Source organism: Planctomycetaceae bacterium, assembly GCA_041398825.1.
GTDB lineage: Bacteria > Planctomycetota > Planctomycetia > Planctomycetales > Planctomycetaceae > F1-80-MAGs062.
In genome coordinates this window covers 88,057-113,991 of record JAWKTX010000008.1, presented here as the reverse complement: position 1 = coordinate 113,991, position 25,935 = coordinate 88,057, and the positions used below count along the sequence as shown (strand labels likewise).

At 54.7% G+C, this 25,935-nt stretch carries 16 protein-coding genes and 2 tRNA genes; 6 read left to right on the top strand and 12 right to left on the bottom strand.

Translation table 11 applies throughout. From position 1 onward, the window contains the following. Nucleotides 1–18 precede the first annotated feature (18 nt). The 5 genes from R3C20_15455 to R3C20_15435 form a co-directional block, all read right to left on the bottom strand. Nucleotides 19–729 carry a molybdopterin-dependent oxidoreductase gene (locus R3C20_15455; protein MEZ6041899.1) on the bottom strand — a complete coding sequence of 237 codons (711 nt, stop codon included), beginning with the start codon at nucleotides 727–729 and terminating at the stop codon, nucleotides 19–21. A 413-nt stretch (nucleotides 730–1,142) separates the two neighbouring features. Continuing rightward, entirely contained in the window at nucleotides 1,143–2,183 is a 1,041-nt protein-coding gene (locus R3C20_15450; protein ID MEZ6041898.1) for a sigma-54 dependent transcriptional regulator, read from the bottom strand. Between the two features lie 426 nt (nucleotides 2,184–2,609). Beyond that, nucleotides 2,610–3,932, bottom strand: a complete 1,323-nt coding sequence (locus tag R3C20_15445; protein MEZ6041897.1) for an NAD(P)/FAD-dependent oxidoreductase — start codon at nucleotides 3,930–3,932, stop codon at nucleotides 2,610–2,612. 68 nt (nucleotides 3,933–4,000) lie between these two features. Next, nucleotides 4,001–4,516 carry a hypothetical protein gene (locus R3C20_15440; protein MEZ6041896.1) on the bottom strand — a complete coding sequence of 172 codons (516 nt, stop codon included), beginning with the start codon at nucleotides 4,514–4,516 and terminating at the stop codon, nucleotides 4,001–4,003. Nucleotides 4,517–4,763: 247 nt separating this feature from the next. Next, nucleotides 4,764–6,281, bottom strand: a complete 1,518-nt coding sequence (locus R3C20_15435; GenBank protein ID MEZ6041895.1) for an AI-2E family transporter — start codon at nucleotides 6,279–6,281, stop codon at nucleotides 4,764–4,766. A gap of 205 nt (nucleotides 6,282–6,486) precedes the next feature. Between R3C20_15435 and R3C20_15430 the strand changes: the two genes are divergently transcribed. Beyond that, nucleotides 6,487–6,561, top strand: a tRNA-Pro gene (locus R3C20_15430). On the opposite strand, the gene R3C20_15425 is transcribed toward R3C20_15430, so the two are convergent. The 3 genes from R3C20_15425 to R3C20_15415 all read right to left on the bottom strand — a co-directional run bounded on the left by R3C20_15425 (nucleotide 6,543) and on the right by R3C20_15415 (nucleotide 8,483). Further along, nucleotides 6,543–7,064 carry a hypothetical protein gene (locus R3C20_15425; protein MEZ6041894.1) on the bottom strand — a complete coding sequence of 174 codons (522 nt, stop codon included), beginning with the start codon at nucleotides 7,062–7,064 and terminating at the stop codon, nucleotides 6,543–6,545. The genes R3C20_15430 and R3C20_15425 overlap by 19 nt on opposite strands. A 352-nt stretch (nucleotides 7,065–7,416) precedes the next feature. After that, nucleotides 7,417–7,611, bottom strand: coding sequence for a hypothetical protein (locus tag R3C20_15420; protein MEZ6041893.1), 195 nt, complete (start codon nucleotides 7,609–7,611; stop codon nucleotides 7,417–7,419). Nucleotides 7,612–7,865: 254 nt separating this feature from the next. Next, nucleotides 7,866–8,483: a sigma-70 family RNA polymerase sigma factor gene (locus R3C20_15415; GenBank protein MEZ6041892.1), complete on the bottom strand. Its 618-nt coding sequence runs from the start codon at nucleotides 8,481–8,483 to the stop codon at nucleotides 7,866–7,868. A 173-nt stretch (nucleotides 8,484–8,656) separates the two neighbouring features. On the opposite strand from R3C20_15415, the gene R3C20_15410 reads away from it, so the two are divergent. The 4 genes from R3C20_15410 to R3C20_15395 all read left to right on the top strand — a co-directional run bounded on the left by R3C20_15410 (nucleotide 8,657) and on the right by R3C20_15395 (nucleotide 19,588). Further along, a complete protein-coding gene (locus R3C20_15410; GenBank protein MEZ6041891.1) occupies nucleotides 8,657–12,163 on the top strand; it encodes a WD40 repeat domain-containing serine/threonine-protein kinase in 3,507 nt (1,168 codons plus the stop codon). A 60-nt stretch (nucleotides 12,164–12,223) separates the two neighbouring features. Next, complete coding sequence (locus R3C20_15405) at nucleotides 12,224–14,431, top strand: HEAT repeat domain-containing protein (protein MEZ6041890.1); 2,208 nt, start codon at nucleotides 12,224–12,226, stop codon at nucleotides 14,429–14,431. A 117-nt stretch (nucleotides 14,432–14,548) separates the two neighbouring features. Then, entirely contained in the window at nucleotides 14,549–15,028 is a 480-nt protein-coding gene (locus R3C20_15400) for a DUF4419 domain-containing protein (GenBank protein ID MEZ6041889.1), read from the top strand. Nucleotides 15,029–15,301: 273 nt separating this feature from the next. Further along, the gene (locus tag R3C20_15395) at nucleotides 15,302–19,588 is read left to right on the top strand and encodes a hypothetical protein (GenBank protein MEZ6041888.1); all 4,287 of its coding nucleotides are present in this window, start codon (nucleotides 15,302–15,304) and stop codon (nucleotides 19,586–19,588) included. A 34-nt stretch (nucleotides 19,589–19,622) separates the two neighbouring features. Here the strand turns inward: R3C20_15395 and R3C20_15390 are convergent, their stop codons facing one another. Beyond that, nucleotides 19,623–20,408: a hypothetical protein gene (locus R3C20_15390; GenBank protein MEZ6041887.1), complete on the bottom strand. Its 786-nt coding sequence runs from the start codon at nucleotides 20,406–20,408 to the stop codon at nucleotides 19,623–19,625. Between the two features lie 247 nt (nucleotides 20,409–20,655). On the opposite strand from R3C20_15390, the gene R3C20_15385 reads away from it, so the two are divergent. Then, nucleotides 20,656–23,100 (top strand): VIT domain-containing protein, encoded by a 2,445-nt coding sequence (locus R3C20_15385; GenBank protein MEZ6041886.1) that lies wholly within the window; start codon nucleotides 20,656–20,658, stop codon nucleotides 23,098–23,100. 340 nt (nucleotides 23,101–23,440) lie between these two features. On the opposite strand, the gene R3C20_15380 is transcribed toward R3C20_15385, so the two are convergent. The 3 genes from R3C20_15380 to R3C20_15370 form a co-directional block, all read right to left on the bottom strand. Next, nucleotides 23,441–24,031 carry an ATP-binding protein gene (locus tag R3C20_15380; GenBank protein MEZ6041885.1) on the bottom strand — a complete coding sequence of 197 codons (591 nt, stop codon included), beginning with the start codon at nucleotides 24,029–24,031 and terminating at the stop codon, nucleotides 23,441–23,443. Between the two features lie 734 nt (nucleotides 24,032–24,765). Continuing rightward, nucleotides 24,766–24,841, bottom strand: a tRNA-Leu gene (locus R3C20_15375). 61 nt (nucleotides 24,842–24,902) lie between these two features. After that, nucleotides 24,903–25,913: a hypothetical protein gene (locus tag R3C20_15370; protein MEZ6041884.1), complete on the bottom strand. Its 1,011-nt coding sequence runs from the start codon at nucleotides 25,911–25,913 to the stop codon at nucleotides 24,903–24,905. Between the last annotated feature and the right edge of the window lie 22 nt (nucleotides 25,914–25,935).

The following is a 25,935-nucleotide window of genomic DNA, read 5'->3' as shown; positions in this document are numbered from 1 at the left end:
GGATCAGTGCTTCGAAGTCTATTGCTGTGCAAGCCATTCCGGATCATCACGGTAACGTTCATTTTTCCATGGATCACCCACATTGTGATAACCGGCCTGCTCCCAGTAGCCTGGGTGATTTTCCTTCGTGATTTCAATCGATCTCACCCATTTCGCACTTTTCCATGCGAATAACTTTGGGACAACGAGCCGAACCGGTCCACCGTGATCGGCATCCAGAGGCAGGCCGTCGTGAGTATCGGCAAGTAGGACGTCCTGTTCCGCCAGGTCTGACAGGGGCAGATTCGTGGTCCACGGATTCTGATTGCGGTCAACAACGTCCCATGCACTCACGACCGCGTAGTGTGCATCGGGAGATACCCCTGCCATTTCCAGCAATAGTTTCATAGAAACACCTTCCCAGAGGTTACCAAGACGCGACCAGGCTGTGACGCAGTGAAAGTCCGCAAAGACCCGTGTGCGGGGCAACGCGGAAAATTCCGCCAGAGTAAACGCCAATGGCTCGCGAACAAGTCCCCCGATCGACAGTTTCCAGGCACGTGCATCGATCTCCGGCACAGTGGCAGCGTGTAACACAGGCCATTTACGCGTCCGATGCTGCCCTTCAGGAATTCGATTCTTTCGCCGAGTATCTTCTGAAATGACTGCATCCGGGGGCGCGGCCGCGGCATCCGGCACCTCCCCCTTCTGGTACTTTGGATCGTTCTGTGGACTGTAGAGCCCGGACATCAGGTTTCCTTCACTTGTGCTTTTTCAAACGAACAGATCAGCGGCGGACTATCCCGGATCGCGACGAACAGCCTCCCATCGGCGGCCTAAGCTGAAACTTGCGGCGAGTTCCTCAACCTTCATGTCAGGAACCACCTTTGACCGTTCATTCTGCCGCGAATTCGTCAGATGTCCCGAAGTTTCCAGAAGTCCTGCGACGGTCAGCATATTCTCGATACGACTACCCGTCCTTTATTTCGCCCAGCCAGTGATTGTCAAATATTCAAGACTCCATCCGCCTGTGCTGACTGTCCGTTGAAAACCGGGACAAGCACGCAAGATGACTGGAAACCATGGTGTTATGAGGTCTCCTGCTCGAACCAGTCCCGTTTTCCAACAGGCTGCCAATGATCAGGGTTGCCCGTCGGACTGAATTATCGGGATTCACCCTGAAGCGAATGGTCTTCTATTTTTTTGTGCAACGTATTTCGGTTGATGCCAAGTCGGGTTGCCGTTCGCGTTTGCACACCCTGGCACTGTCGCATTACCTGAAGAATCAGTTCTTTTTCGACGACTCCAATCACCTGATTGTAGACGTCTGTCGAATCTTCCGTCGTTTGTGCAATCAGACGTTCAATCAGATCCGTGCAAACGGTCTCGAGATCATCTGAGTTTCGGCGTCCGATTCGAACCGGGGCGAGGCCCCGAACATGAGGCGGAAGCAAATCCGCCGTAATCTCGCTCGAGGTAGACAGGACCAGGGCTCGTTCGATGTAGTTCTGCAGTTCTCGCACATTCCCGGGCCATGAATACTGGACCAGAAATCGCAATGCATCGGCCGTCATGTGTGGAATCGGAAGTCCGTTGGCCTTGGCAAATCGAGCGAGGAAAAAGGACACCAGGTCAGGGATGTCATCCTTTCGATCGCGAAGCGAGGGCAGGTAGATGGGAATTACATTTAAACGGTAAAACAGGTCTTCTCGAAACGTCCCCGCCTGAATCAAATCCTGAAGGTCGACGTTTGTCGCAGCAATGACTCGGCAATCCACGCGTATTGTCCGCGTGTCGCCCACTCGCTCAAATTCATGTTCCTGAAGGACGCGCAGCAACTTCACCTGAAGTTGATAACTGACCGAGTTGATTTCATCGAGAAAGATGGTTCCGCCGTGGGCTGCTTCGAATCGCCCGGTCCGGGTTTCGATAGCGCTGGTGAAGGCACCTTTTGCATGTCCGAACAGTTCACTCTCAAGCAGGCTTTCAGAAAGAGCACCGCAGTTGACTCGAATGAACGGACCCGTGGCCCGAGGGCTGAGTTCATGCAGCGCGCGTGCAATCAATTCCTTGCCAGAACCGGTTTCTCCAGTGAGCAGGATCGTTGCCGTGGTTGGCGCAACTTTGCGAGTGATTTGATAGACGTCCTGCATCGCATCGCAGCTGCCAATCAGACCACTAATCAATCCGGACTCTGACTTCATGCAATCCGCTCGCACATATCAACACCCGCAACAAAACATGCCAATCTGAACCCGTCGCGTTCGCAGGATGGCGATCACTTCAGGTGCGATTCTGAACCGGCATCCATCAACGCCCGGTCGGTTGCGTGTTTTTTTGGCAGGTCACTGCTGAGCCAAATCGCAACTACGGTCCAAACGGTCAGTTCAGGTCGCATGTCGACGTATCTTAAGCTTCGCTACGTCCAAGCCAACTGAGTAATTGCGGTTTTGTCGCGCATTATCAACGTCGGTGCCTGCAAAACAGTCGTTGGTGTGAGAAACACCCACCGGGAAACGGAGCAGGAATCAGAGAAGTTGACATTTGCCCAGTGCAATCCCCAGTCATCGCAATGCCCAATCATCGCAATGCCAGTCAACCGGGATGAACCTTGCGGCAGTTGTCCTGATCTACGCCATTGCGATGGCAGTTTCTGGTTGATCGCATGCCGGAGCTTCCAGCGGTGGTTCAACAGTTCCCATCGCGTCGAAGATATCGCCAACACCGGGCTTGAAGACATCGCCAACAAGGATGTCCACCATGTTCGATTTGAACTGTGGATGCTCCTTCAGGAACGTTCCGAAACTGAACCCGGGCGTGTAGAACGCGTAAACCAGTTTCCTGAAGTTTTCCAGTCCCTGCTTGTAAAGCGGCTGCCATTGACCAAGTCGAGGACCAGAAAGATCCTCCCGCTGAAGTGCATCGTGAATTGCGTCGGCGGCGAATTCTCCACCCTTCAGCGCGAGGTAGACTCCGCTGGAATAAACCGGGTCAATAAATCCAAATGCATCTCCGACCAGCAGCCAGCCTTTCCCAGCGCCCTCCCGGGCGTAATATGAAAAGTCCCTGGTAGTGAAGAAATCTTCGCAGCGTTCGGCATCCCTGAGACGTTCCTGCATTGCGGGGCAACGTTCCAGTTCTCGCTGGAAGGCCTTTGCCGGATCCCTCGTGTCGCCAAACATGTAGTTCAGGCTTCCTGTGCAACCAACGCTTACAACGTTATTCGGAAGTGGGATGTACCAGAACCACGACTTCTTCATCTCCGTCTGCATGATCAGCGTTGCGCCTTCGTCCCTGCCGTCATCCCTGCGAGCCCCACGGAAGTAACTCCAGACAGTGGCCTTGCGCAACCGCGGATCCCGGTCTCGCTTTCCGTGGCGGGATGACAGAAACGCGGACTGGCCAGAGGCATCCACAACCACCTTGCTTTTGATGGTCAAATCCTGTTTGACGCCGTCCGGATTCGTCACGGTGCAACCAACTCCAACGGCCGCATCCCCGTCGAACAGAACCTGCTGGACGTGAGCAGATGTATGCACGACTGCACCCAGTTCCACCGCACGGTCCAGGAGCATCTTGTCGAATTCACTGCGCACAACCTGCCAGGTCACGCTGCTTTCGTGCGGGTTGTAGTTGTCGAAGTAAAACGGAGCAGATTCTTTGTGTCCATCACTAACGAACTGCACACTGAATTTACGGGGAAATGCGGACTCCTTGAGGCGGTTGATCAAGCCAAGTCGCTTCAGCGGCCAGTAGGTTTCAGGGATCAGGGATTCGCCAACGTGAAAACGCGGGACAGCAGCTCGCTCCAGCAACAGCACTCGATGTCCGTACTCCGCAACCAGGGCCGCGGTAGAAGACCCGGCGGGTCCGCCCCCAATCACCACCACATCGTATTCCTGATCGAGCGAAGGCTGGTAGGCAACGGTTGAGTCTGGCGATGGTTGAATCATTGAGGGCCCCATTTCATTCACACTTGGTTCGGATGCTTGTTCGAATGTGAAGCCGTCTGTCTAAACAGCTACTTCAAAGGCGAGGAAATTTCGAGCAGATCAACGGCAGGTGCACCGTTGCAAAAAATCGTTGCCATGCGGCCGAAAGTGACTTGTCCCGGTTGCATCGGCAGATACCGACAAAGCCCTTCTGCTGCAGTAAAACGTATGATCGCTCCTAAGTCGATATGTCGTAAGACGTTGTGCTGAATTAGTACGCGTCCCAGAGGCGTCTGCTGTGCCAGAATCTCCGCCTTCACTGCTGGAGTCACATACTCGAAGTTAAACCGCACAAGTCCGAACTGAACAACATCATTTGTGCCACTTTTCTTCAACAGGATCTTCCGGAGGTACAAACCATCCTCAAATCGTGATTCCAGAACTTCGACATCCACCGTACAGTCGTAATAAGCCTCCATCGTCACCGTCATGTGATGCTCGTGAACCAGCATCCGATGGTATGGTTCGGGAGTGGCTTCGCGAGCAACATGCTCTGCCGATTCGTAAAGTGCGGCGTGGTCATTCTCCGGAAAAAGACCAGTCAATTGTTGCAGTTCGATTATTGGATTCAACGAAGCACCGAAATTTCGGGGATTTGGCTGTCTCAGCAGCGCGGTAAGAATTCTCCGGGAGCCGCAGCATCGCACGGACCAACCTCATTCTACAGAACTGAAGACGACGAACAACCGGACCGGGACGCCACAATTTTTGCGTTCAATGACTCGGATAAGAAGTTTTCCGGCAACAGATGCTGTGCCCCAGCGGGGTGCGATGATGACCTGACCTGTCAAGCTACTCCGAATCTGCGTTACCCAGCAGCACGCCAATCCATTTCGTATCCTTGAACGCCTCCAAACCTACCCGAAGCCCCATTGTCAAAGGAACGGACAACAGCATGCCGACAGGGCCGAGGGTCCATCCCCAGTAAAGCATTGAGCAGAAAATCACGAGTGGCGAAAGGCCCATACCGCGTCCCATCAATCGCGGTTCAATAAAGTTGCCTACGAACACGTTCACAAGAACGTAACCGATACCGCATGCAATGCAGGGAGAAAGCCCCAGATCCAGCCAGGCCACTGCGAGTGCCGGAACAGCTGCAATGATCGAGCCAATGTTCGGAATGTAGTTCAGCAGAAATGCCAGCATGCCCCACAACCCCGCGTAAGGGACTCCGAAAAGCCTGAGCCAGACAGCAATCAGCAGACCTGTCCCAATACTCACGACGGTTTTCAGAACAATGTAGCTCTGAACGTTCTCCACAATTTCCTGATACTTAATGTCCGGACGATTCTCGGCACCGAAGGCAGCCGTCAGTTTTTGCGGTACGGTGCTTGCTTCCAGCAAGATAAAGACGACTGTTAAAAGGATCAGTAGCGAATTACTCAGGATCTGACTGACTGTTGCTGCCAGGGTTGCCGCCAGCGACAACGCCATGCCCGGATCGAACTGCGCCATAATGAGTTGACGCCATGTTCTCCTGGATTTTGGAGCCTGAGTGTTTCGACTCTGTTTAAACAGACGCCCCGAAGCAAAGTCGCCTTTGGTTGCCTGATCCAACTGGGCGTCCAGTTCCTCCTCGGTATCGGCAGATTCGACCTTCTCTGCTTCCTGACTGAAGCCTGCCCCAACCGGATCTTCGCCGGAATTCGCCGACGAATCGTCGTTCCCTGTGTTAGCGACCAACTCCGGGGAAGCATCAGTACGTTCACTCTCGCCAGCAACATTTTCAGACAAGCCAGCCGCATCATCGTTGCGCTCCGCGGATTGTTCATCCGAATGCGATGGAGTCGGGTCTCCTGCCGACGGGCGCGCAGTATCTGGCGAATTTCTCTCGGTTGCATCATCGCCATCGATTCTGCGAACACTGTCGTCGACATCAGGTTCATCAGGTGGAACGTCAACCGAATCCGTCGGATCGGCCGGATTGAATTCTTCTGCCTGGGGAGCTTCTGGCTGCTCCGGCACAAGACTTTCGATGAGTTTTGTCAGGGGCCGCGATCGTAATCGCAACTGTTCAGCATAGTGATCCTGTTGACGCGTGAAGTCAGCCAGCGACGTCATAACGATCCAGAAGACAACCAGTGTCATCGCGATCAGGCCACCAATTACGGTTAACAGAGCGAGCCAGGATGCCACTTTTCGGCGGACCAGCGATGCATAAATCGGGATGCAAACAACGGATATGAAAAGACTTAGCAGAAGTGGCTGCAGTATCTCCTGAGCGGCTCTCATTCCGAATGAGACAACGACAAATGCGGCCGCCATCAGTAGGAAGGAGAGGCCGCGTTGTGGATTTTCCTGGGTCAGCATGAGATTGATTTTCAACGGCCGGAAGCTCGGTTTCACTCACTTTGGACGAACATGCACCAATGTAGTTTTCCATGAATGAGACTGGCCAGCAACTCTGGCATTAAACTTTGCTGACTGCTACACTCCCGCCTCGCCTGAGGATCAGGTGGTGAATTCGTGCGAACTCACCCCCGAAAATCGTGTCCTCAGACAAGAACAATTCAAACGGGGCGTAGCTCAGCCTGGCTAGAGCGCCTGCTTTGGGAGCAGGAAGTCGCACGTTCAAATCGTGTCGCCCCGACTTTTTTCAGAAACAAGCCCTTCGGCGAGTACGTCGAAGGGCTTTCTTATTGTGGGGCAAAGAGTTACGTCATCGAGCGTGCAGTTCAAGAACACGATTTCGAGCAAACGGCGTTTTGCGGTATAATCAGCGGTAAGCCATTGCTGCTTAAGTGTTTGCGAAAGTTCAAAAACCTTGGCCGCCAGCTCAGCCGTTTCATCGTGTGAGCGGTCTACCACATCGTGTGAGCGGTCTACCACATCGAGTTGCGGCTTGATGGCGGCAAGCCGGTCCCTGAGTTCCGTGTGCTTGCTGGCAAACGTCTCTTGATCGATGTCCTCACTAAGCCGCATCTTCAAGAGCCGGTCCTGCTGCTGGACGAGCAGCGTCTCTTGCCGCTGGAGCTTGGCACGCTGGGACAGTGAGTCAGCTTGTGCGTCCTTCGTCTGGGAGGTAAGCACCGGGCGGAACCAGTCGCGGACCTCTTCGTTTTCGACCTTCATCTTGTCGAAGATGGCCAGCACCTGTTGCTTAATCTTCGATTCCGGTAGGCGGATACGCGGATGGTCGCGTTTGTTGTAATAGGTACAGCGGTGGTAGGTGTAATAGCGGTTGCCGTTCTTCGTCTTTTTGGTGATGGTCTCACCCGTGATCGGATGGCTGCATCGCCGCCGTTGTCGCGACGAACGATCGATTTCAAGGAAGCGTTCGTCTCCAGATCAGTCGTTTTGCCTTTTAGCAGGCCATGTTTCTGCACGGCGGCCTGTACCAATTCAAACGCCAGATAATGAATCTCAATAGGCAAACGATTGCGCGTCAAAGAAAGCGTGATGTGATCGGGCGTCGCTTCGCCTGGGCCGCTGCCGAGAAACCGCGTCAGCCAGCAGCTGTCTTCACCTCACCTCGCTGGCTCGAGATGTCTTTCAGGTAACCGACGAAAATCATGCGAAAGTAGACGCCCGGAGGGAACGACTTGCGGCCCGACGTGTCGTAATACGGCTTGGCCGCTGCCTCAAGTCGGCGATCAATTTCGATCTCGGCCAGCAAGCGATTCAACCGGTTATAGAACACGTTCCGCGGCTCCGCGTCCACGTCCGCCGAAATCAAAACGTCTGCTGCCGCTGCTCTCGACGCCGTCCCAACGCCATCTGTTTGCCTCCAGATTGCGAGCGGCTTTAGGATGACGGACCAGCGGGGAAATCAACAGGATGCAAAATCGCATCAGATTAGCGTGAATTTCAACCAACGGATGTTTCTGACATCGCAAGTGTCTCCAGTTATCGGCGAGCACTCTTCGTTATGAGTAATCGGCAGCAGGGAGTTGCTTACGAGGTTAGATCAAAGTCCTTGCACTTGCGGGCAATTTTGATTCTTGCTTTCCGCCATAAGTCTTTTACCCGATCGCGAGTAATGCCGAGCACTTCCGCGGCTTCATTCTGAGTCATATTGGGAACTGCTACGTTTCCCTTGCCTTCGACCCACGTCCAAAGCAGGTCAGCGACCCGTCGTTCTTCTTCCGGCAATTCTTCGAATGCCTCAAAGAATGAAATCCACATCTCCCTGTTGTCTTCCGCTTCCTGACGCCCTGGCGGTTCACGTCCCTCAGGCAGTTCGTCAGCTCTCGTGCGTTGGCTGGAACGCAGTGTGTCAAGAACTTGAAAACGAATGTGCCGGGCGGCCAACCCCAGGAATTCTCCCGCGGTCTTCGGCTTGACATTGTCCTTCGCCATCGCGCTGCGAAGACGCAAATAAGAGTCTTGAAAAACGTCGCTCACCCGAACGCCACGATTCACAGTGGTCATGGAACCTACGATTCTCTCGGTGACTTCCACCAACCGATCATACGCGACGTCTATCAACCGCTCGAAAGCGGCGGTATCGCCGGCATCAATGTCACGCAGGCAATCTTCGATCATCAACGTTACAGAACCAGGCGAATTCATCTGGAACACTTCCCCTATAAGTTACGGCCGACCAGGCAGTATATCACGCCGGGAAATACCAAACCAATGCTTCCCCTTGTCGAAATTTCGCTTGGCAATCCAGCCGGAAATTATCCAGAATTTAGGGAGAACTGCCCCCGGGACTGCTTCAAGCGACGCTACAGACGCGTGAAATGTTAATTCATTCGTTGAATGAACCCATCGAGTCGGCCATGCAAGACGACAATCAGAACGACATTCCTGCAGACCGGGAATCACGTTTCAACAGGCTGCTTGAGGAATGGGAACAACGCTTTCTCAATACGGGCGAAGATCTGTCGCCGGAACAGCTCAGCCCTCAGGGCCCGCGTGAACTTTGGGAGGCGCTTCGCAACGATATCGAATCATTGAAACAATTCGGTGTACAGTTTATCGATCTGCCAAATTCAGCAAGAGCCGAAGCCGAACCTCTCTCATTCGTCTCGGATCAGTACGCCAGCGTCGAACTTGTCGGAGAGGGAGGGCAAGGCCATGTCCTCCGCGCACGCGACAAAAGCCTTGATCGTGAAGTCGCCGTTAAGCTCCTGAAAGCTCGCTGGCGCTGGAACGCCTCGGCTCAAAGCCGGTTGGAGCAGGAAGCCAGGATTACTGGTAAGCTCGAACATCCCGGCGTGATTCCCCTGTACGGGTTTGGATATGACAAGAGCGGACAACCATTCTACGCGATGCGATATTTGCGTGATGAACGCACGTTTGATCGGGCGATTGGTCAGCTGCTCGAAATGACGCATGAATCGGAACGGGCGATTGCGTTCCGCAATTTACTCGGCCAGTTTTCCACCATCTGTCGAACGATCGACTATGCCCATTTCCGTGGCGTCGTCCATCGCGATATCAAGCCTGACAACATCATGACTGGCAACTTCGGTGAGGTGTTCGTCGCCGATTGGGGACTCGCCAAAATGATCAGCGAGGACGAGCTACCAGCCGACTCCGAAGAGTTGCCCACAGATGCTGGGGTGACGTTTTCCCACGCGTCAGGTATCGCGGGCACCCTGGGCTATATGAGCCCGGAACAAGCCAGCGGCGGCTCAAGAGTGGGAGTGGAAAGCGACGTTTTCAGCCTCGGCGCGACACTCTATCACCTGTTAACGGGACAAGCTCCCTTCCATGGCGATTCGGTGTCGGAACTGTTGCGGCAAGTTCAAGCAGGGCAATTTGTGAATCCGCGCGTGATTCGCCCCGAGACTCCCAGAGCACTTGAAGCGATCTGTCTCAAAGCCATGTCAGGATCTCCAGGCAATCGATACGCGACGGCAGGTGCGATCGCGGACGAGATTGAACGGTGGCTGGCCGATGAGCCGGTCCATGCCTGGCCAGAGCCAATCGCCGAGCAGGTTCGTCGTTGGGTCAAGCGGCGCCGGGTGCTGGTGACCAGCACGTTCGCCACTTTGCTTGTGGCAAGTGTGCTGCTAACGATTGGAGCGATCCGTTTGGATTTGGCACGTCGTGCGGAGCTTTCCGCGAAAGTGGATCTTGCCAAAGCAAACGCTGGTTTGGCAGAGCAGAACGTAAGACTCCGTCGTCCCCAGTATGCAAGCCAAATTCGGCTCATTGAGTCGCTGTATGACTTGGGCGAACTGAACGACGCAGACCGTGTGCTCCTGTCGACCGACGAAGATCTGCGGGGCTACGAATGGTCCTTCTGGAAGAACGCTTGTCAACAGCCACGCTTGTTATCTGTTCGAGCCCGCAACGATTCCCTGGACCAGCTAGGGCAACCCGCGCTGACGCTGGGAGCCATTTCACCGGATGGAAGTCGCATTGCCGCCGTCGTGCGAAACGTCTCACTCATGCAAAACGGTTATGCATGGGCCATTCGAGTGGTCGACGTCCCGAGTCGTTCGGTGCTCTGGGAGCACAAAACGAAGAACCTGGTACGTTCGGTTTCCTTTCTGCCAGATGGGGGCCGATTATTGGTGGAAGCGGAAGTTCATCCTGCCGAGAGCACGATTTCTCTGGGGGACGCGTTGAGGGATCTGCATCGAGGACAAAAAGTGGCGAGCGACGAGCCGAAAGAAGCGAGTGAGCGTTTCAGTCCGGAGGAACAACCACCCTCAGTGGAACTCGTCTTTCTGGTGCTGCAATCTGCGGACGGCACGGTGCTCGAAACGATCGATCAAAACAAGATGGCATCCTTCATGGCGGAGATTTCAGGTACTTCGTCCAGCTTGGATGGACTGAATCTCCCAAAGATTGCGGTTATCATGGCTCAACAGTCGTCCCCAGACGAAGCGTCCAATACACCGGAACCTGTTTCGTTTTCTATTGAAGAACAAGACCTTGGCGAGCAGGAGAGCGACACGATTCGCGAGCAAACTGGTGCTTCCCGCCGGAATGTGCAATTCATGGTGAAGCGTGGTGACTCTACCGAACCGGTAGGCAGCGTCATGTTGCGTCTTCCGGTCGATGTCCGGATTACGGCGGCTGCATTGAACGCCACGAGAACCCTGGCCGCGACGGCCCTGTCGGATGGAAGCGTTCGTGTATGGCGAGTTCCTGACGGGGCCCCATTTGCGCTGTTCAACTCGAACTCCTCCGAGGTTCAGCAGCTTGCATTCGACGCAAAAGTCAATGCCATGCTTCTCTGGTTGGGAAAATCGCTATTGGGTGACGCTAACGAATTCTTCACCGCTGAGTTGCCCAATCCAGCGACGATCGACGCAATGCCAGAGGGCTGGCCCATGTCGTTCGACGAGGTCGCAAGAGTGGCAAAGAGTGCGAATGGAAACGTGATCGTTTTCGTTACCGTGGACCGATCGCTCCAGGTGTGGGACCTGAAAGGGGATAGAATGCTTCTGCAGGAAGCACTTCCTATTAGCGACGGGACAACCGAATACGAAGTTGCGCTCCAGGAGAACGGTTCTCGCGTTGCGATTGTTTCTCGATCGGTCCCGGAGAGCCAAACCGAGTTGACGGTGATTGACGTGGCGAATCGAAAACCACTTTGGAGTTCGAACGCTTTTGGCGCGCCAATGTGCTTCGCCGGGGATGAGTTGATCGTGAGGCGAATAGCGTCGCAGTCTATGTTGCGACTGGATGCACAGACAGGCGAGGTGAGAGGAGAACTCCCGCCATGGGAAGCAGACTCGCCAGCCGTTGACATCTCACGTCTCGCCTATAACCAAAGTCAAAATGTCCTGGTAGGTTTTCCGAAGGTCATCGACCACTGGATGAGGCGTCGTAGGGAGAGCGATCTGGTATATTCGCTATCCCTGGGGTCGCGCAAAATCACGCGAGTACGATCCCCTTCTCCGGGGACCGCTCGCCCTGTGTCGCTGGTACGATTCTCTCGTGATGGAACGAGAGCGATCGTCGCGTATGAAGAAGATTCTCGCGTGGAGATCTGGGACGCGCAGAAATGGCGAATCCAGGCGATCCTCGACGACCATCAGGGGGAGATCACCGATCTGGCGTTTTCCCATCAGGAGACGCGGGTTGCGACCGCCAGCCGTGATGGTTCGATCAAAATCTGGGATGTGCAAACGGGAAGTCTCTTCGCAACGGTGCTGAACACCAACGGCGAATCAAACGGAATTTGGTTCGTCGGTTTTGGAAAAGACGATCTGGAGATCATTGCAGGCTCTAGTCAGGGAATTTGCCGCTGGAATGGAAAACAGCGAGATCCCGAGCTTAACTAACCCATGCCGACTTCCACCAGGTAATTTTGAGGCGAATCGAAACGGAGACTCGCAAACACCGTGAATACTTCTCGTGGACCCATAAATAGCCCCGATCTCAACGCGGCAAGGGAAGAACTTACCAGTCCGGACCAGCGAAGGCGACGTCGCTCTGCGGAATCGTTTGTCGCCTGGTACCACGAAGCCGGCGCGGTTGCCGCGCGAGACGCACTTGTCGAGCGTCTCGCGGATAGCCACGCGTTGACGCGCGTCGCGGCTTGCGAAGCCGTTTTGCTTCAAGTCCCTGACCATGGTCACGCTCGCGAAACGCTGCAATCGCTCGCTAATCATCCCAATCGAGCCGTAACGCTTCGAGCGATTCAGGCGATTGGCAACCTTGGTGCTGCGGCGTGCAGTGTTGCAAGCACGCTGATTCCCTACCTGTCGAACGAAGATACAGGGCTTTTTCGAGCCGCCGTCCAGTCGTTGATAACGATCGGGGCGAATTCGGAGGATGTCATTAACAGTTGTCTGGACGTAGTTCAGAATCCGGAGTTCGAAAATCGTCATTCCGAAGTAGCAGACGCGATTGTGCTCGCCGGCCGAACGGCGTCTCCGCTAATTATTGAGCGGCTCCTGTTCAACGGTTCGAGCGATTACTATTTGGTCAACATGCTCGACAAGATTCACTGGGTGCCGATGCCGGCGATTGATGCCGTCTTGAACTGCGTTGCTTGTAAAGCGATTCCGTACTACGAGCGATCAAGAGTCTTTTCGTGGTTTGACGACCCACTGCCAGCACTGCAGAAGGGCTGCGAGCATCCTGATCGCGGGGTCCGCAATGCTGTCGTGGAAGCACTTCAAGACCTTAATCAAATTGGCGATCCGCAAAAGCTGTCGCTGTTGTCTCGTCTGGTGGAAGACAAAGATTGTTGCGAGCTAATTTGGCTGGATTCCATGCTCAACATGCTGGTGCAATCGCCCGAACCCAGCGTGGCGCTCGAAGCAAAACACGCCCTGGACCAATGGACCAACGCGAGCCAAAAGACACTGAGGCCGCTGGACAGGCGATTTCATGAGATCAAAGCGGCCCTCGAGCGTGATGACCTAACCGAAAGCGAAGCTCGATGCATGGCGATGGAGATCATACTCACGATTGAAAATACGAAGAGCATCAGGCCTGAGCGACCGCCGCGCGAACTCTTGATTTCGCTGGGAAAATTCGTGCCGATTGTGCTGGAGGCGGTTCGTATGTGGGCACATTCGGGTGATGACGAACTGGAGGCCTGGTCCGCGAGTATTCTGCCTGCGCTAGAACCAGAGGCTCCGGAAGTAAAAGCGTGGCTCTGCCAGCATGAACACCATTCGTACGATGATTGTACGGAGCGTGCTGTCTACGCCCTTGGGGATGGAGCGGCGATTTACATTGATGAACTGCTGGAGCTGATGACTCACCGTGGCGGAGAAGCCAGTGCGGAGGCGCTACTGAAATTTGCGCCAGACGATCCTCGTATTGCGAAGGCCGTTATCCATGACGCTTGTCGCGGCTATCTCTATGAAATCAAGAATCGAAACTTCTATCACGGTCCCTCCCTTGAGTCCCTGTGCAGCGCGTGGCCTCATCCTTTACAACTGGCAAGAAGCGTGTTGGAACGGAATCCGTTGATCGCGGTAAGGGAACTCGAACAGATTGTCGACAGCCCTGTTGGATGGGAAAACACCAAGCACATTAACGCATGTCGGTTGCTGAGCGAACGAGGATACGACCGAGGTAAGTTGGTCCAGTTGCTCGGTGCCATGTTGCCACGGACCAATTTCTTGTGGGGTCCTTCAAGTTGCGCCGTACTGGAACTGCTGTATTCGCTGGGTTCGGATGCAAGTCCTCTCGTTGCGGAACTAGCAGCACTTACGATTCACGACTCACCCATTGGTTCGAATTATGCCGTCCAGGTGTTGCGGGCCATCGGTCCTAAAGCCATTGATTCACTGCCATTCGTTGTCGATTTGCTGGATCGTGATGACGAGCTTGATCAGGATTCAAATCCGGTTTTCGACTGCTCCGTGACCGAGCTGCGCGAAAGCGTGGCCGAAGCTCTGGTTTCGGTCCTTGGCCTGTCCGCCACAACGTCCGACGTTCTCCCTCGCATCGTGCGAAACCACTATGTTCGCTGGCGATTAAGCAAGGCACTTCATTCGGCCGATCCGTCAAACATGGCGGACCTGTTGACAGTGTTTTGTCAACGGTTCATAGCGTCCCCAGCCCTGGTCCCGGTCCGAAACCCCTGTTAGGCAACGCCACGCGATATCGAGATGTCTCTATTCCTGGTTCGGTGCATTCCTATGAATGGTGAAAAGCAAGAAGAACCAACTCGCACGGATGCCAGCCTAAGTTCCCAAGCAAGCGACATGCTGGCGACTCCTTTCTCTGGTATCACCTTTCGCGTCAATGAAGTCACTCCGGAAGGCGACCCGTTCGAGGTCGTCCCGAGTGTTGACACGATCAACGACTACTTGCAGCCGCCTGCATGGCTGACCGAGGAAGTTCAGCGAAACACTTCCGCAACGCTGGACGAGAAGCAACACGGTGATCTACAGAGTGCTGATCTTGCGAAAAAGTCGACCCCAAAAATCGAGACGTGCTCTCGGCCAAGAGGTGAGCTTTGTAGTGGAATGTCTTGCCATCTCCTGGTCAATGTGATTGCGGCCGCCTGTCGATCGCATCGACCGGTTGTTTTGTCGCCAGACATGATCTGGCTGACGATCTGCCAAGGCGTCTCGCATCACGTGAACCAGCATTCCGAACGGTTTCGCAAGCAGTTGGTTGATCATTCCAGCGAAGCGAATCGAAGTCCAACACCAGATTCTCATTCCAGGTTCATCGAATAATGACTGGCCGACCTTCGTTGACCATCTTTCTCATGAGTGCATGAAATGCCTGACGCCGAAAGCTCAAGGTCTTTTCACACCCCGGTTCTCGACCACCGGGCCGGCCGAGCGAGTGGCTGCTCAGGCTGTTTTGCTGGAATGTGTGCAAACCTATTTTGAATATCAGTTGACCGACATTATCTGTGGAATTCCCTCAATTACGCAACGCAAGCCCCTGGTGAGAGATCCGAATCACTTCCGGAATAGCATGACTTTCTTTAGATCGAGGGCAACATGACGGACCCAACAGCGAGATCTTGCCGTGTCAACGAAATCGAAGCGATCCATATTTCGCTGGCCAGCCCCGACGATATTCGGAGTTGGTCTTCTGGCGAAGTGACTAAGGCGACGGGTTTCGACGCATCCGACGGGCCGATCGCAGGCGGACTTTTTTGCGAGGCCATCTTCGGTCCCCTGCAGGAATGGCGTTGCCAATGTGGGAAGCGATTCGGCGAAGAACAAAAGAATCAATACTGCGATGTATGCGATCACTTTCCGTCGTTCCAGCCGCGGCCCCAGACGCACATGGGCCATATTGAACTCGCTTGCCCCGTGGTCCATCCCTTGTTCTACGCGGCGTTCTCTCCCCTGCTTTGCCAGTTGTTGGACATCCCCAAAGCAAGACTACGCCAACTGGTGCAGTACCATGCGCATCTGGTCATCGACGCTGGTCAAACATCGCTGAAACATTACCAGATTGTAACGGACCAACAAGTCCGGCAAATGCGGGACGACCTTGGGGATAGCCAACTGCAAACGCTTTCCGGAGCGGAAGCAGTTCGACGACTGATCGAAGGGTTAGATTTGGACGAACTGGCAAGCAAACTTCGGCAGCAACGGTTGCATACAGATTCAGAACAAAAGCAGGCGAATCTCCAAAGGCGGTTACATGTTGTCGAGTCACTGCGGGCCAGTGGAAATAATCCCTCATGGATGGTTCTGGATGTGCTGCCGGTTGTTCCACCCTACATGCGGTCCAGGCAAACGCAAGGCGCAGGCGTCACCGAATGCGATCTCAATACCAGGTATCGGCGTGTTCTCAATCGTAACGACAAGATGCGGCGCGCGCTGAAGATGGATCTACCAGAGGTCATCGTCCGTGACTGCAAGTTTCGACTTCAGTGGGTGGTCGATAGGCTGTTTGATGACATCGCGAATGCTTCCCAGAATTCGCCCGACAAAATAGCAGCTTCGTTGGTTCGAAAACTTCAACACGATCTTCGAACCTCATTTCCGCTCGGGAAATCAGTCGACTTTTCCGGACGGTCTGTCGTGGTACCCAATTCGCAGTTGCGACTTGACCAATGCGGGCTGCCCAGGAGTCTCGCGCTGACGCTCTACGAACCGCTGATCATTCGCTACTTACTGGCCCGCAAACACGCCCAAACGTCGTACTATGCCCGCATCCTGCTCGCTCGAAAGTCCGAGGTTGTGTGGGAAGCCCTGGAGAATCTTCTGCGCGAGCACTGGGTGTTGTTGTCCAGGCCGCCGATAGTGAAACGCCAACGAATTCAGGCCTTCCAACCGCGGCTAGTGGGGGGAAACGCGATCCACATCCATCCTCTTATAGGGCAGCAATTTGGCGTTGAATTCAGCGGTGAGCAACTCAAGGTCTACCTACCCCTTTCGATCGAAGCACAAACCGAGGCGAGACGATTGGTCTCGAGCGCGAACAATCTGTTTGACGCACAAGCCGACCAATTTGCCCTGATCCCCGAAAACGACGTCCTGCTCGGCTGTCACTACCTGACCATCGCCAAAACGGGGTGTCGCGGCGAAGGGATGGTGTTTTCCTCGCCGGACGAAGCGGTGACCGCCTGGGAACACGGCCGAATCGATTTGCATGCAGTCGTGAGGGTGCGACTTGCAGCGGGAAAGCGATCGCAGACGGGAACGTCTGACTGGGTGACCGACTCAGCATCAGACAGCAATCGCATCATTGACACGACTCTGGGACGTGTGTTGTTCAATGACGTTCTGCCGCAGGAGATGGATTACTATGACCACGAACTTGATAGAACCTTGTTGTTGTGCGTAATTAGCGATTGCTTCCGAGAGGTGGGGCGCGAGCGAACGATGGACGTCCTGCAATCCATCACGCGGCTGGCCCAACAGCATCTAACCAGCAGCGGGCTCTCGCTGGGAATACAAGACCTGCCGGTTCCCTCGACGAAAGCCAACCACATCAACCATGCGGAAAAAGTGCGAACTCACTGCTTGAAGTGGCTTGAGCGAGGTTATCTAACGTCGAATGAGTCGTACTATAAGCAATTGGACGCCTGGGTGAGCGCGCGAGAACAAATCAATCAGGATCTAACGCGGGAACTGACTGCTGGGGCTAACATATTATCGCTATTGGCGAAAACCAGCGAGCGTGGCAATGTCATTCGATATGACAAACTGTGCGGCATGTGTGGCATCGCATGTAACCCGCATGAAGGTCGCATCCGGCCTATTCGAACGAACCTGCGCGAAGGCCTGCAGATCACCGACTATTGGAACCATCTACTGATAGATCGCCCGAGTTCTCTGACCCATCGTGAACGCCATTTGAACAGAAGCAACTGGGAGAAGCTCAGTAGTTTATTGCAGGGCATTGTGATCACGATGGAAGATTGCGAAACACAACATGGAGTGACCATCTTGCCATTCTATGATGGAGATGTTGTGCGGCAATCTCTGCTTCGTCAGGCTTACGGACGCGTCGCATTGGAAACGATTGTTGATCCTGTCACTTCTGAAATTGTGGTAGCCGCCAATGAATTGGTCACGTACAAGATCGTGAAAAAGCTGGAACGCATCGGATTCAAGAGCCTGCAAGTCCGCAGCCCGATGACCTGTGAAGCCTCGAATGGACTTTGTCAGCGATGCTACGGAATGGACTACTCAGCGCAAGAGCTGGTTGAAATGGGCGCGGCAGTTGGAGTTCACGCCGTATTCGCCATCTCCGGTGCGTTGGCGCGTGTCGGAAAGCCGCCGGAGAGCCCTTCCAAAATGGATAACGGCGTGCCTGTTCCGCTGGACTATGATACGTTTGAAGAGTATCGCCGGTCACTGCATGACGGCTACGCGGCGGGAGAGACGGTTGAAGTTCATGCCAGGCAGGATGGAACGATCGACTTGACCAACGTGGATGTCGCAGACGGAAGAGTATTGAACCACGGCGGGCGATTGCAGTTGCTCGATTCGCGGAGAAGCGTTGTCGAGAGTTATCCGTTGCCGCACGGCGCGACTCTAAGAGTTGAACACGGAAAATCGGTGATTAGGCATCAATCGGTGTTCGAGTTCGAAGCGTCCGTCGCATACGTTATTGCTCGCTCATGTGGAATCGCAACATTTCATCTTGACGGCGAAGATGCCGCAAATACCTGGGTAGACAACGAACGGCTCGTCATCCAAAAGGATGATTTGCCACGTCATCCGCGGATTGTCATCTCCGATGATTCTGGAGCCGCGTTAGAAGTTCATTATTTGGGCGTCGGTTTTCGTGTGTGTAACTCGGTTGTGTGGTCGATCGGGCCGGCAAAAGTGTTTCCTGGCAACGTCCTCGCCACGGCGGCACCGCGCAATGTCGCTTCCATCGGTCTCAGCCCATTCCAAAAACGACAGAAGCTAATGGGATTGTTGGAAGCATGGAATACCTGGGATTGCATGACGCTTGCCCCCGCGGATGCCAAAGTTGTCGAGGTGGAGCGGCAGATGAGTGGTTCACATCACATCCTGCTTTCTACGGCTGACGGCAGGCTGCTGCAGGAGCGTGTCTGGATGAATCCTCGTGTGTTTCCTGGTGATGAAGTCCGCGCTGGCGATCCACTGACGGACGGCACTCCAAGCCCCTTCGACGTGCTGAAGTATGGCGGTGTCTCGAAGGTGATCGACTATCTAAAAAGACAAATCAAAGGGATACTGATTCGGGATCGAATTAACCTCGCAGACCAACATATCGAATTGGCCATTTCTCGTCTGCTTAGTCGCGCGAAAGTTATCGACGCAGGCGACTCGCAACTTGTCGTCGGTACTACGGTCGAACGATCCAGGCTGCGGAGTGTGAATCACGAATTGTCAAACCAATGCCGCGTAACGGATTGCGGTGACTCGAGTCTGCAAGTTGGCGAACTGGTTTCTACAGACGTATTCGAGCAAGCCCGTGAGAAGGTGCGACAGAACGGCGGACAACTTCCGGAATCCACGGCCGCTGAACCTGTTATCGGAGAGACAATTCTCCTGGGAATGACCAAAGCCAGCATCGGTCTCGGTGATTTTCTGACCGAAGCGAGATTTCGGGAATTGCGTTCGGTCTTTGCCAACGCGGCGTGGGCAGGAGAGAGCGATGACCTCAATAGTCTCGATTCGAATGTGATTCTGGGACGATTGATTCCAGCCGGAACCGGCCAACGCGCGTTGCGTGATGCAAAGGTGCTAGTCTCCCCTTCCGCATCTCCGCAGGAACCGACATTCCCATTAACACTCGAAGAGTCCTCGCCGTTACTGGGAGATCCCGGATCACTCGACGAGGAATGAACGCTTCCTCGCCGTAGTTCCCCCGGAGACGATCTCATTCGTCCGCGTATTGTCGCCAGAGAGAATTGCCGCGTACGATGATCTCCATCCATTCTGGCTCAGGGCTTTTCTTCGGCTGAAGGTCGAACCCGGCTTTTTTCGTTACCGCAGCAATCTCGGACAAAGTCACGATGTGAGGTGAGTCATTCGTCGGGCTGTTGTAAGGAGCGTTGGAAACCATACCAACCAATTCACACGATGCGTTGACCACCGGACATCCCCAATCGTTTTCCTTGGTTCGCAGCGTCGTCGCGAGGAGTTCCACTCCGTCCTTCCGCTCCAATTTCTTTTGCAGCCGGCCGCGGAAGATGGCGAAAAGGTGACCATCGGCTGTGCTGTCGCCGATGGCATACAGCGGGTCATCCATTCGAGGTTCTCGGGAAGCTGGTGAGATGGCCTGGGCGGACTTTGGCAGACGGACCGGCTGAATCAAAGCGATTCGGCGCTGGTAGTCGGTGAGCAGCACTTTCGCCGGGATCAGCAACTCCTGAAGTCGCTTGCCGTAATAGGGGCCTTCCGTGATTACCTGGCCGTTTTCAACCACGGGAAACATTACCCAGACGTGGGTTTTGTCGAGAACGCTAAGCATCGATGTCACGACCAGGCGTTGTTCTCGATCAATCAGGAAGCCGCTCGCCGGACAATTTCCATTGACGACGACGGTCGACAACGCGACCTGGCGAAGGAAGTCATCGTCACGCGAGTCGGCTGGCTCGGCAGACGCCTGATTGCCGCACGAAACAAGCGTGAATAACACGAGCGTCGGAAGGAATCGAACCATCACAATCGTCTCCCAAAGTCAGATGTTGTGAAACTAAAGAACACCTGGAAAGCGGTGGAAGTGGCGTGGTTGGGCGGAGAAAACGAATTTGCCTGGAAAATAGTTGAGGCTGCCGTCACCGGGACGTTCGGTCACTTATTCGCGTTCCCAGACGTTTTCCAGCTCCTCTTCCTTCGAAACCTCCCCCAGACCAGGCTTTGTCGTCGCTTTAGATGGTGTTGACCATCAATTTGTAAGGAGAATTGCCATGACGAATTCAGTTGCAACGTACGATGTAAGCCGCTCTGGCTGGGATGATGAAGATGGTGAGCTGGGCTCACTTCAGTCTGCAAGTGGATGCTTGCCGCTCCAGGAACTCGACATCCAGGCGACGGTAGACGATTTATTCTCAGAGGTCGCAGTGCACCAGGTGTTCGTCAATTCCGCCCGGGAGTCGGTCGAAGCGACCTATGTCTTTCCGCTGCCGTCGAGAGCTGCTGTTACGCGTTTCACGATGCGCGTTGCCGGCCGCGTTGTCGAATCGGAATTGCAAGAACGCGAAGCGGCCCGCAAGGCTTACCAGCAAGCAATTCTGGATGGATATCGTTCGTCAATCGCCGAGCAGGAACGACCAAATGTGTTTACCCTTCGGGTCGGAAACCTACCCCCTGGCGAACGCGTGAAGATCGAACTCGGTCTGATCATGCCAATTGACGTCTCGGAAGGGATTGGCGAATTCCGGTTTCCCCTCGTCGTTGCGCCTCGATATGTTTCCGGCATGCCCCTCGATCGAATGGACGTTGGCTGGGGAGAAGTCCATGATACGAACGAAGTCCCGGACGCATCGCGGGTAACTCCGCCCGTCTTTCTGCCGGGATATCCCAATCCGGTCCGTCTTTCCCTGGGGGTTACGTTCTCTCGTGCGGCAATTTCCCCGTCCATCACTGGCATGACGGAAATGAGATGCAGCTTACACAACGTGGTCGTGGAGGAAGGGGAGGCGGTCACGGTCCGGTTGCGGCCGGGAGAGCGTTTGAACCGTGATTTCATCCTCCGCTTTCCGGTCGCAGGTGAATCGGTGAAGACCTCGTTGGTCGCTAGCCGTTGCGGAGAGGGCCACCCTGGCGTGTTCGCCCTGACGGTGGTCCCGCCGAAACGGGATGAATCGATCGCACGGCGATTCTGCGATATCGTGTTCGTGGTCGATCGCTCCGGTAGTATGAACGGTTGGAAGATGGTAGCTGCTCGGCGAGCCGTGGGCCGCATGGTCGACGCGTTGGAAGACAACGATCGTTTCCATTTACTGGCCTTTGACGACAGGATTGAGAGCTTCTCCAGACCAGGGGAACTCATGCCGGCAAGGAACAAGCAGCGCTGGGAGGCGGTCGAGTGGATCGGCAAGATCACAGCTCGAGGGGGCACGGAAATCTCCACGGCACTTTCACGTGCGCTAAAGTGTTTCGATGGCCATGATCTGTCTCGCCGTCAGATCATCGTGGTGGTTACCGACGGTCAGGTCGCTGGCGAAGATCGCGTACTTGAACAACTTCGCGCGGAAAAGAATTCCGAATATGTTCAATTGTTTCCCGTGGGCATCGACCAATCCGTGAATGATGCGTTTCTGTGGCGACTTGCCGAGCAGTTTCACGGCGCATGTGAGTTGGTCGAATCGGAACAGGCCTTGGATGACGCGCTCGGCCGAATTCAACGAATACTCGCTCCACCGGTGTTGACCGACCTGCGGATTGAAATGCTTCAGGGAGTGTCCGTCCCCGGCAGCTTGGTTCCGTCACGCAAAGTGACACTTTTCGCAGGGCGGCCGGTGACGCTGATGGGACGTTTTCAGCCGGCAGAGGAGAATCGCCTGGCGATCCGCTTGCACGGCACCGATCCAGGAGGCCACTCATGGTCTATGGATGTCGAGGCACGCTCGCCAGACGAGAAGGCACATAAATCGCTGTTGGGTCTCTGGGGGCGCGGCAAGATCCGCCAACTGGAAGATCGTGTTTCCATCGGCAATGACCAGGAAGCGTTACACAATCAGATTGTGGCGACATCGCTGGAATGCCACGTACTCAGCCGCTTCACGGCGATGGTAGCGGTTGATCGCAGCGAGAGCGTTAACGGCGGAGGTTTGAATCGTGTGCTTGTTCAACCCGTTGAGTTGCCGGGAGGATGGGAAAAGTGCGGGCCTCCAACCATGTCGGCACGTTCAACGCCGAATACGAATACGAACGTTCGTATGTCGCTCGATAGTCTCTATTCGTATCGAGGTTTGTCCTTGTTCGCAGAAGTGAAACCGCCTCGACGAACAAATACGATAACGGTCTTTACCAATAGGGAGACATCTGAAACATTGGCACGTGTGATCCAGGTGATTCGCAGGGGGTTGCAGCTTTCAGCCACGGAAGTCGAATTGCGGTGCGACGGATCGACGGCCGAGTTAACATTCAGACAGAATGAGAAGCATTCAAGCCGGCCCGTTCAGCAGCATAGCCAACCGCTGACATTGGAGGAGGCAAAGCTGCTTGTCGAGGCGATTCGGATCATGATCGAAGTTCCCATTGCCAAGCGATTCCACACCGAACACGTGCAATCGGTCGACTTTGAACTGGACCGCCGAACGCTCGCCATCGATGTGCATATTCCTCCAGCCAGGAGTCAATGTCTGCTGAGATTGACTATGATCGCTGATTCGCGTTGCTCCAGTTAGATTTCGCTGATATTACGACACCGCTGGATGGCAACCAACTGTTTCATGACGATCAAGCACACGACATTCTCGACTTCGTAACCAGCTATTGGGACGAGATGGATACTTTTCTTGTGCACTGCGGTGCGGGAATCGTCCATCCGCAATAGCCGCTGCGATTGATCGGCTTAAATTCAACGATGAAAGTGAATTTTCGGAATCGCCGTTTGAACCCAATCCCAAGGTCTGCCGAATTATCCGTGAAGTCGACTCAGCGCGGGGCGGTTTTCAGGACGCCCCGTCGTAGTCGCTGAAATGCCTACGCGTCGACACTCCCTGATCGACGTCCATCGCATCGCATTCACTCAGCCAGAAATTCGCGAAACAACTGGCATACTTCCGCGACTTTCCCGTCAACTCCATGACACCCTTTCACAAAGATACGGCGAGGATGAGCGGCCCAGGCGTCGCGAACCGCGTATTCTAGTCGCTGTGCTTGCTCAAGCGGCTCAAACCGATGGTCGTTGTTCGACCTTCCGTACCTTGCGGGATCTGCGGTCGCTAACGATTCCAAATGTATGACGACATCATATCGCTGCATGGCGTCCTTCGGGTCAATGCGATGTCTTTGTTGAAATTCCGATACGCCGCCGGGCGTGTAGGCGGCCCCGTCGAGGAGGCCTCGATCGAAAACGATGAGTTTCGCCGTGTCCGAGGTGCTCGCATAGATTTCTTCGAGTGAGTATTGCAGCGCAACGACGGCACGCTGAAATGAAGCTTGCCAAGCTTCGCTCCACGGCAATGCGGGGCCAGGGGCAAGAAACCCGCCTTCCAGGAGGATCGTCGCGGCTTCCGGTACATGGACAAGCTGATGCGTGAATGTTTCACGAAGGACTTTTTGTACCGTCGTTTTACCGCTGCATGGCCCGCCGGTTAAGACAATTCTTTGCATGACTATTGCCCTTGGATATCGATTGCATTTCCAGCCAGTTGTCCCACGTGCGCTAGTACCGCCGCGAATTCGCTCCGGTCATCGATGACCCGGAATTTCATGCTACCTTCTTGGCGAACTTGTCGCGTGAGCAAGAGTGTTTCCTTGGGCGCGTTCACGTCAGGCTGTTTGATGAGAGTGCCATACTGCCGCCCTTGAAAAACGAATACGTGGACTAGTTTACATTGGTTGACATGACCGTCGCTACTTTCGAGCGTGACCATCGTAGAGTTGTCGTCCATCGTGCGACTCGTGAAAGGTGAACTGAGGTGCTGACCGGAATTCCCCAAAGAAAGTAGGCGATCAAGAAGTGTGGTAGATCAGGGGCTAAAGGGATCGCAAGGTATGGCGAAGAAAGGTGTTGGTAACGCTTATAAGAAATATACAAAGGAATTCCGTCGTGACGCAGTGCATATGATACAGACGGAAGGTTTGACAACAGCGGAGGTCGGGCGTCGTTTGGAGGTGAATGCGAACCTGCTTCGGAAGTGGCGTCAGACGTACGGAAAGAAGTCAGAGACACAGGTTGCTCAGAGTGATCTGGAAGCAGAACTGCGTCGTCTTCGTGGCGGGAATCGTCTGTCCGGGGAAGAGATTTCCCAATTTTCGCGAAAATTGGCGTTCTGGTGGTTCCAGATTTCGTGCCGGAAGGGCAATGGTGAAGCTGGGGCAACTGCAGTAAGCGGATTAGGGGTTGCTTCAGAGTGGGATTCGAACCCACACAAACTGCCTCTCGGGCAAGTACGTCCTGCCAGTTAAACGATCTGAAGCATTACGGGGCGCGATCGACGCAGGTCCACAAATTCCTGACTTCCACAAACAGGCCGTCTGCTCACTTGGAGGACGTCTGCCTCTCAATCCATCTGAGGATCGGAGCTGTCGTGTCGCCGACAATGCGTGAAACGTCATCCTTTCTGCGAGTGAGATAACTCGGCGGCGGATTCCCTTCGATCTCGAAGACCCCCAGTAAGTTCTTGTCGGGCCAATCGACCAGGCCGATCTGCAAAGTGCGTCGGTAACCCAATTCGCCCGACTCGTATTCTGTGTCTTTTTCGTCGTTCTGTCCAAGAATCAGCAGGTACGTGGCTTCTCGGTCGCCCGAACTTCCGCGCCGAGAATCAGGAAGTTTTTCATAAGCGGGGTGGAAGTCGTCATTTGCGCAGTCCCAAATAATCAGTTTTTCACCGATAGGGAATTTCTGCCACTCGTCCGCAACGGAATCCGTTTTGCAAAGAAAGCGGATCTCCTCAACCACTTGATGGAGCCGCCCATGTTCCCTCGCCTTGACAGCCTTTGGCACTGCGATGAACGATGCGCCAGTAACGGCCGCTGCCAGGGCGAGCCCGTATCCGACAGCCCTGCCACGACGCTTTGTCCGCCGCACTGAACTGTGCGTCATGTAAAGGCCGACCGCAAGTGTTACGACTCCCGACAGCAACAAAGTTGTTCGCGGTCCCAGCAAATTCTCAATGCTGCGCGCACGCCTCGAAGCGCGCATCGCCGGACCGGGATCACCCAAAAGTGACTCGACCAACAGTGGGGCCCCCACCAAAACCAGAAGCACTCCGAAGACGAGAAGACCTTTGGAGACACGCCCTCCGCTGGCCGTTTGAGGCTCTCGATTTGGCGATGGGTACAACTTTTCTTCGTCCTGCGATGCACTTGGCGGGGGCGAAGAGGAGCCAGACGCTGCCAGTCTCGGCCCAGACGACGCCTGCACCGGGGAGGGATTGTCGTCCCTGGATCCCTTGGTGATCCTCTCCTGGCAGGAAGGACACCGACCGTCGCTCTTGGGGACGACCCTTTGTCCGCATTTTGGACAAGCGATGATTTCAAAGGCCATTCGGTGATCTCCTTTACTTGGG

Coding starts and splice junctions, on each gene's coding strand:
- R3C20_15455 (MEZ6041899.1), bottom strand. CDS start 729: ATGTCCGGGCTCTACAGTCCACAGAACGATCCAAAGTACCAGAAGGGG.
- R3C20_15450 (MEZ6041898.1), bottom strand. CDS start 2,183: ATGAAGTCAGAGTCCGGATTGATTAGTGGTCTGATTGGCAGCTGCGAT.
- R3C20_15445 (MEZ6041897.1), bottom strand. CDS start 3,932: ATGATTCAACCATCGCCAGACTCAACCGTTGCCTACCAGCCTTCGCTC.
- R3C20_15435 (MEZ6041895.1), bottom strand. CDS start 6,281: ATGCTGACCCAGGAAAATCCACAACGCGGCCTCTCCTTCCTACTGATG.
- R3C20_15415 (MEZ6041892.1), bottom strand. CDS start 8,483: ATGAATTCGCCTGGTTCTGTAACGTTGATGATCGAAGATTGCCTGCGT.
- R3C20_15410 (MEZ6041891.1), top strand. CDS start 8,657: ATGTTAATTCATTCGTTGAATGAACCCATCGAGTCGGCCATGCAAGAC.
- R3C20_15400 (MEZ6041889.1), top strand. CDS start 14,549: ATGCTGGCGACTCCTTTCTCTGGTATCACCTTTCGCGTCAATGAAGTC.
- R3C20_15395 (MEZ6041888.1), top strand. CDS start 15,302: ATGACGGACCCAACAGCGAGATCTTGCCGTGTCAACGAAATCGAAGCG.
- R3C20_15390 (MEZ6041887.1), bottom strand. CDS start 20,408: ATGGTTCGATTCCTTCCGACGCTCGTGTTATTCACGCTTGTTTCGTGC.
- R3C20_15385 (MEZ6041886.1), top strand. CDS start 20,656: ATGACGAATTCAGTTGCAACGTACGATGTAAGCCGCTCTGGCTGGGAT.
- R3C20_15380 (MEZ6041885.1), bottom strand. CDS start 24,031: ATGCAAAGAATTGTCTTAACCGGCGGGCCATGCAGCGGTAAAACGACG.
- R3C20_15370 (MEZ6041884.1), bottom strand. CDS start 25,913: ATGGCCTTTGAAATCATCGCTTGTCCAAAATGCGGACAAAGGGTCGTC.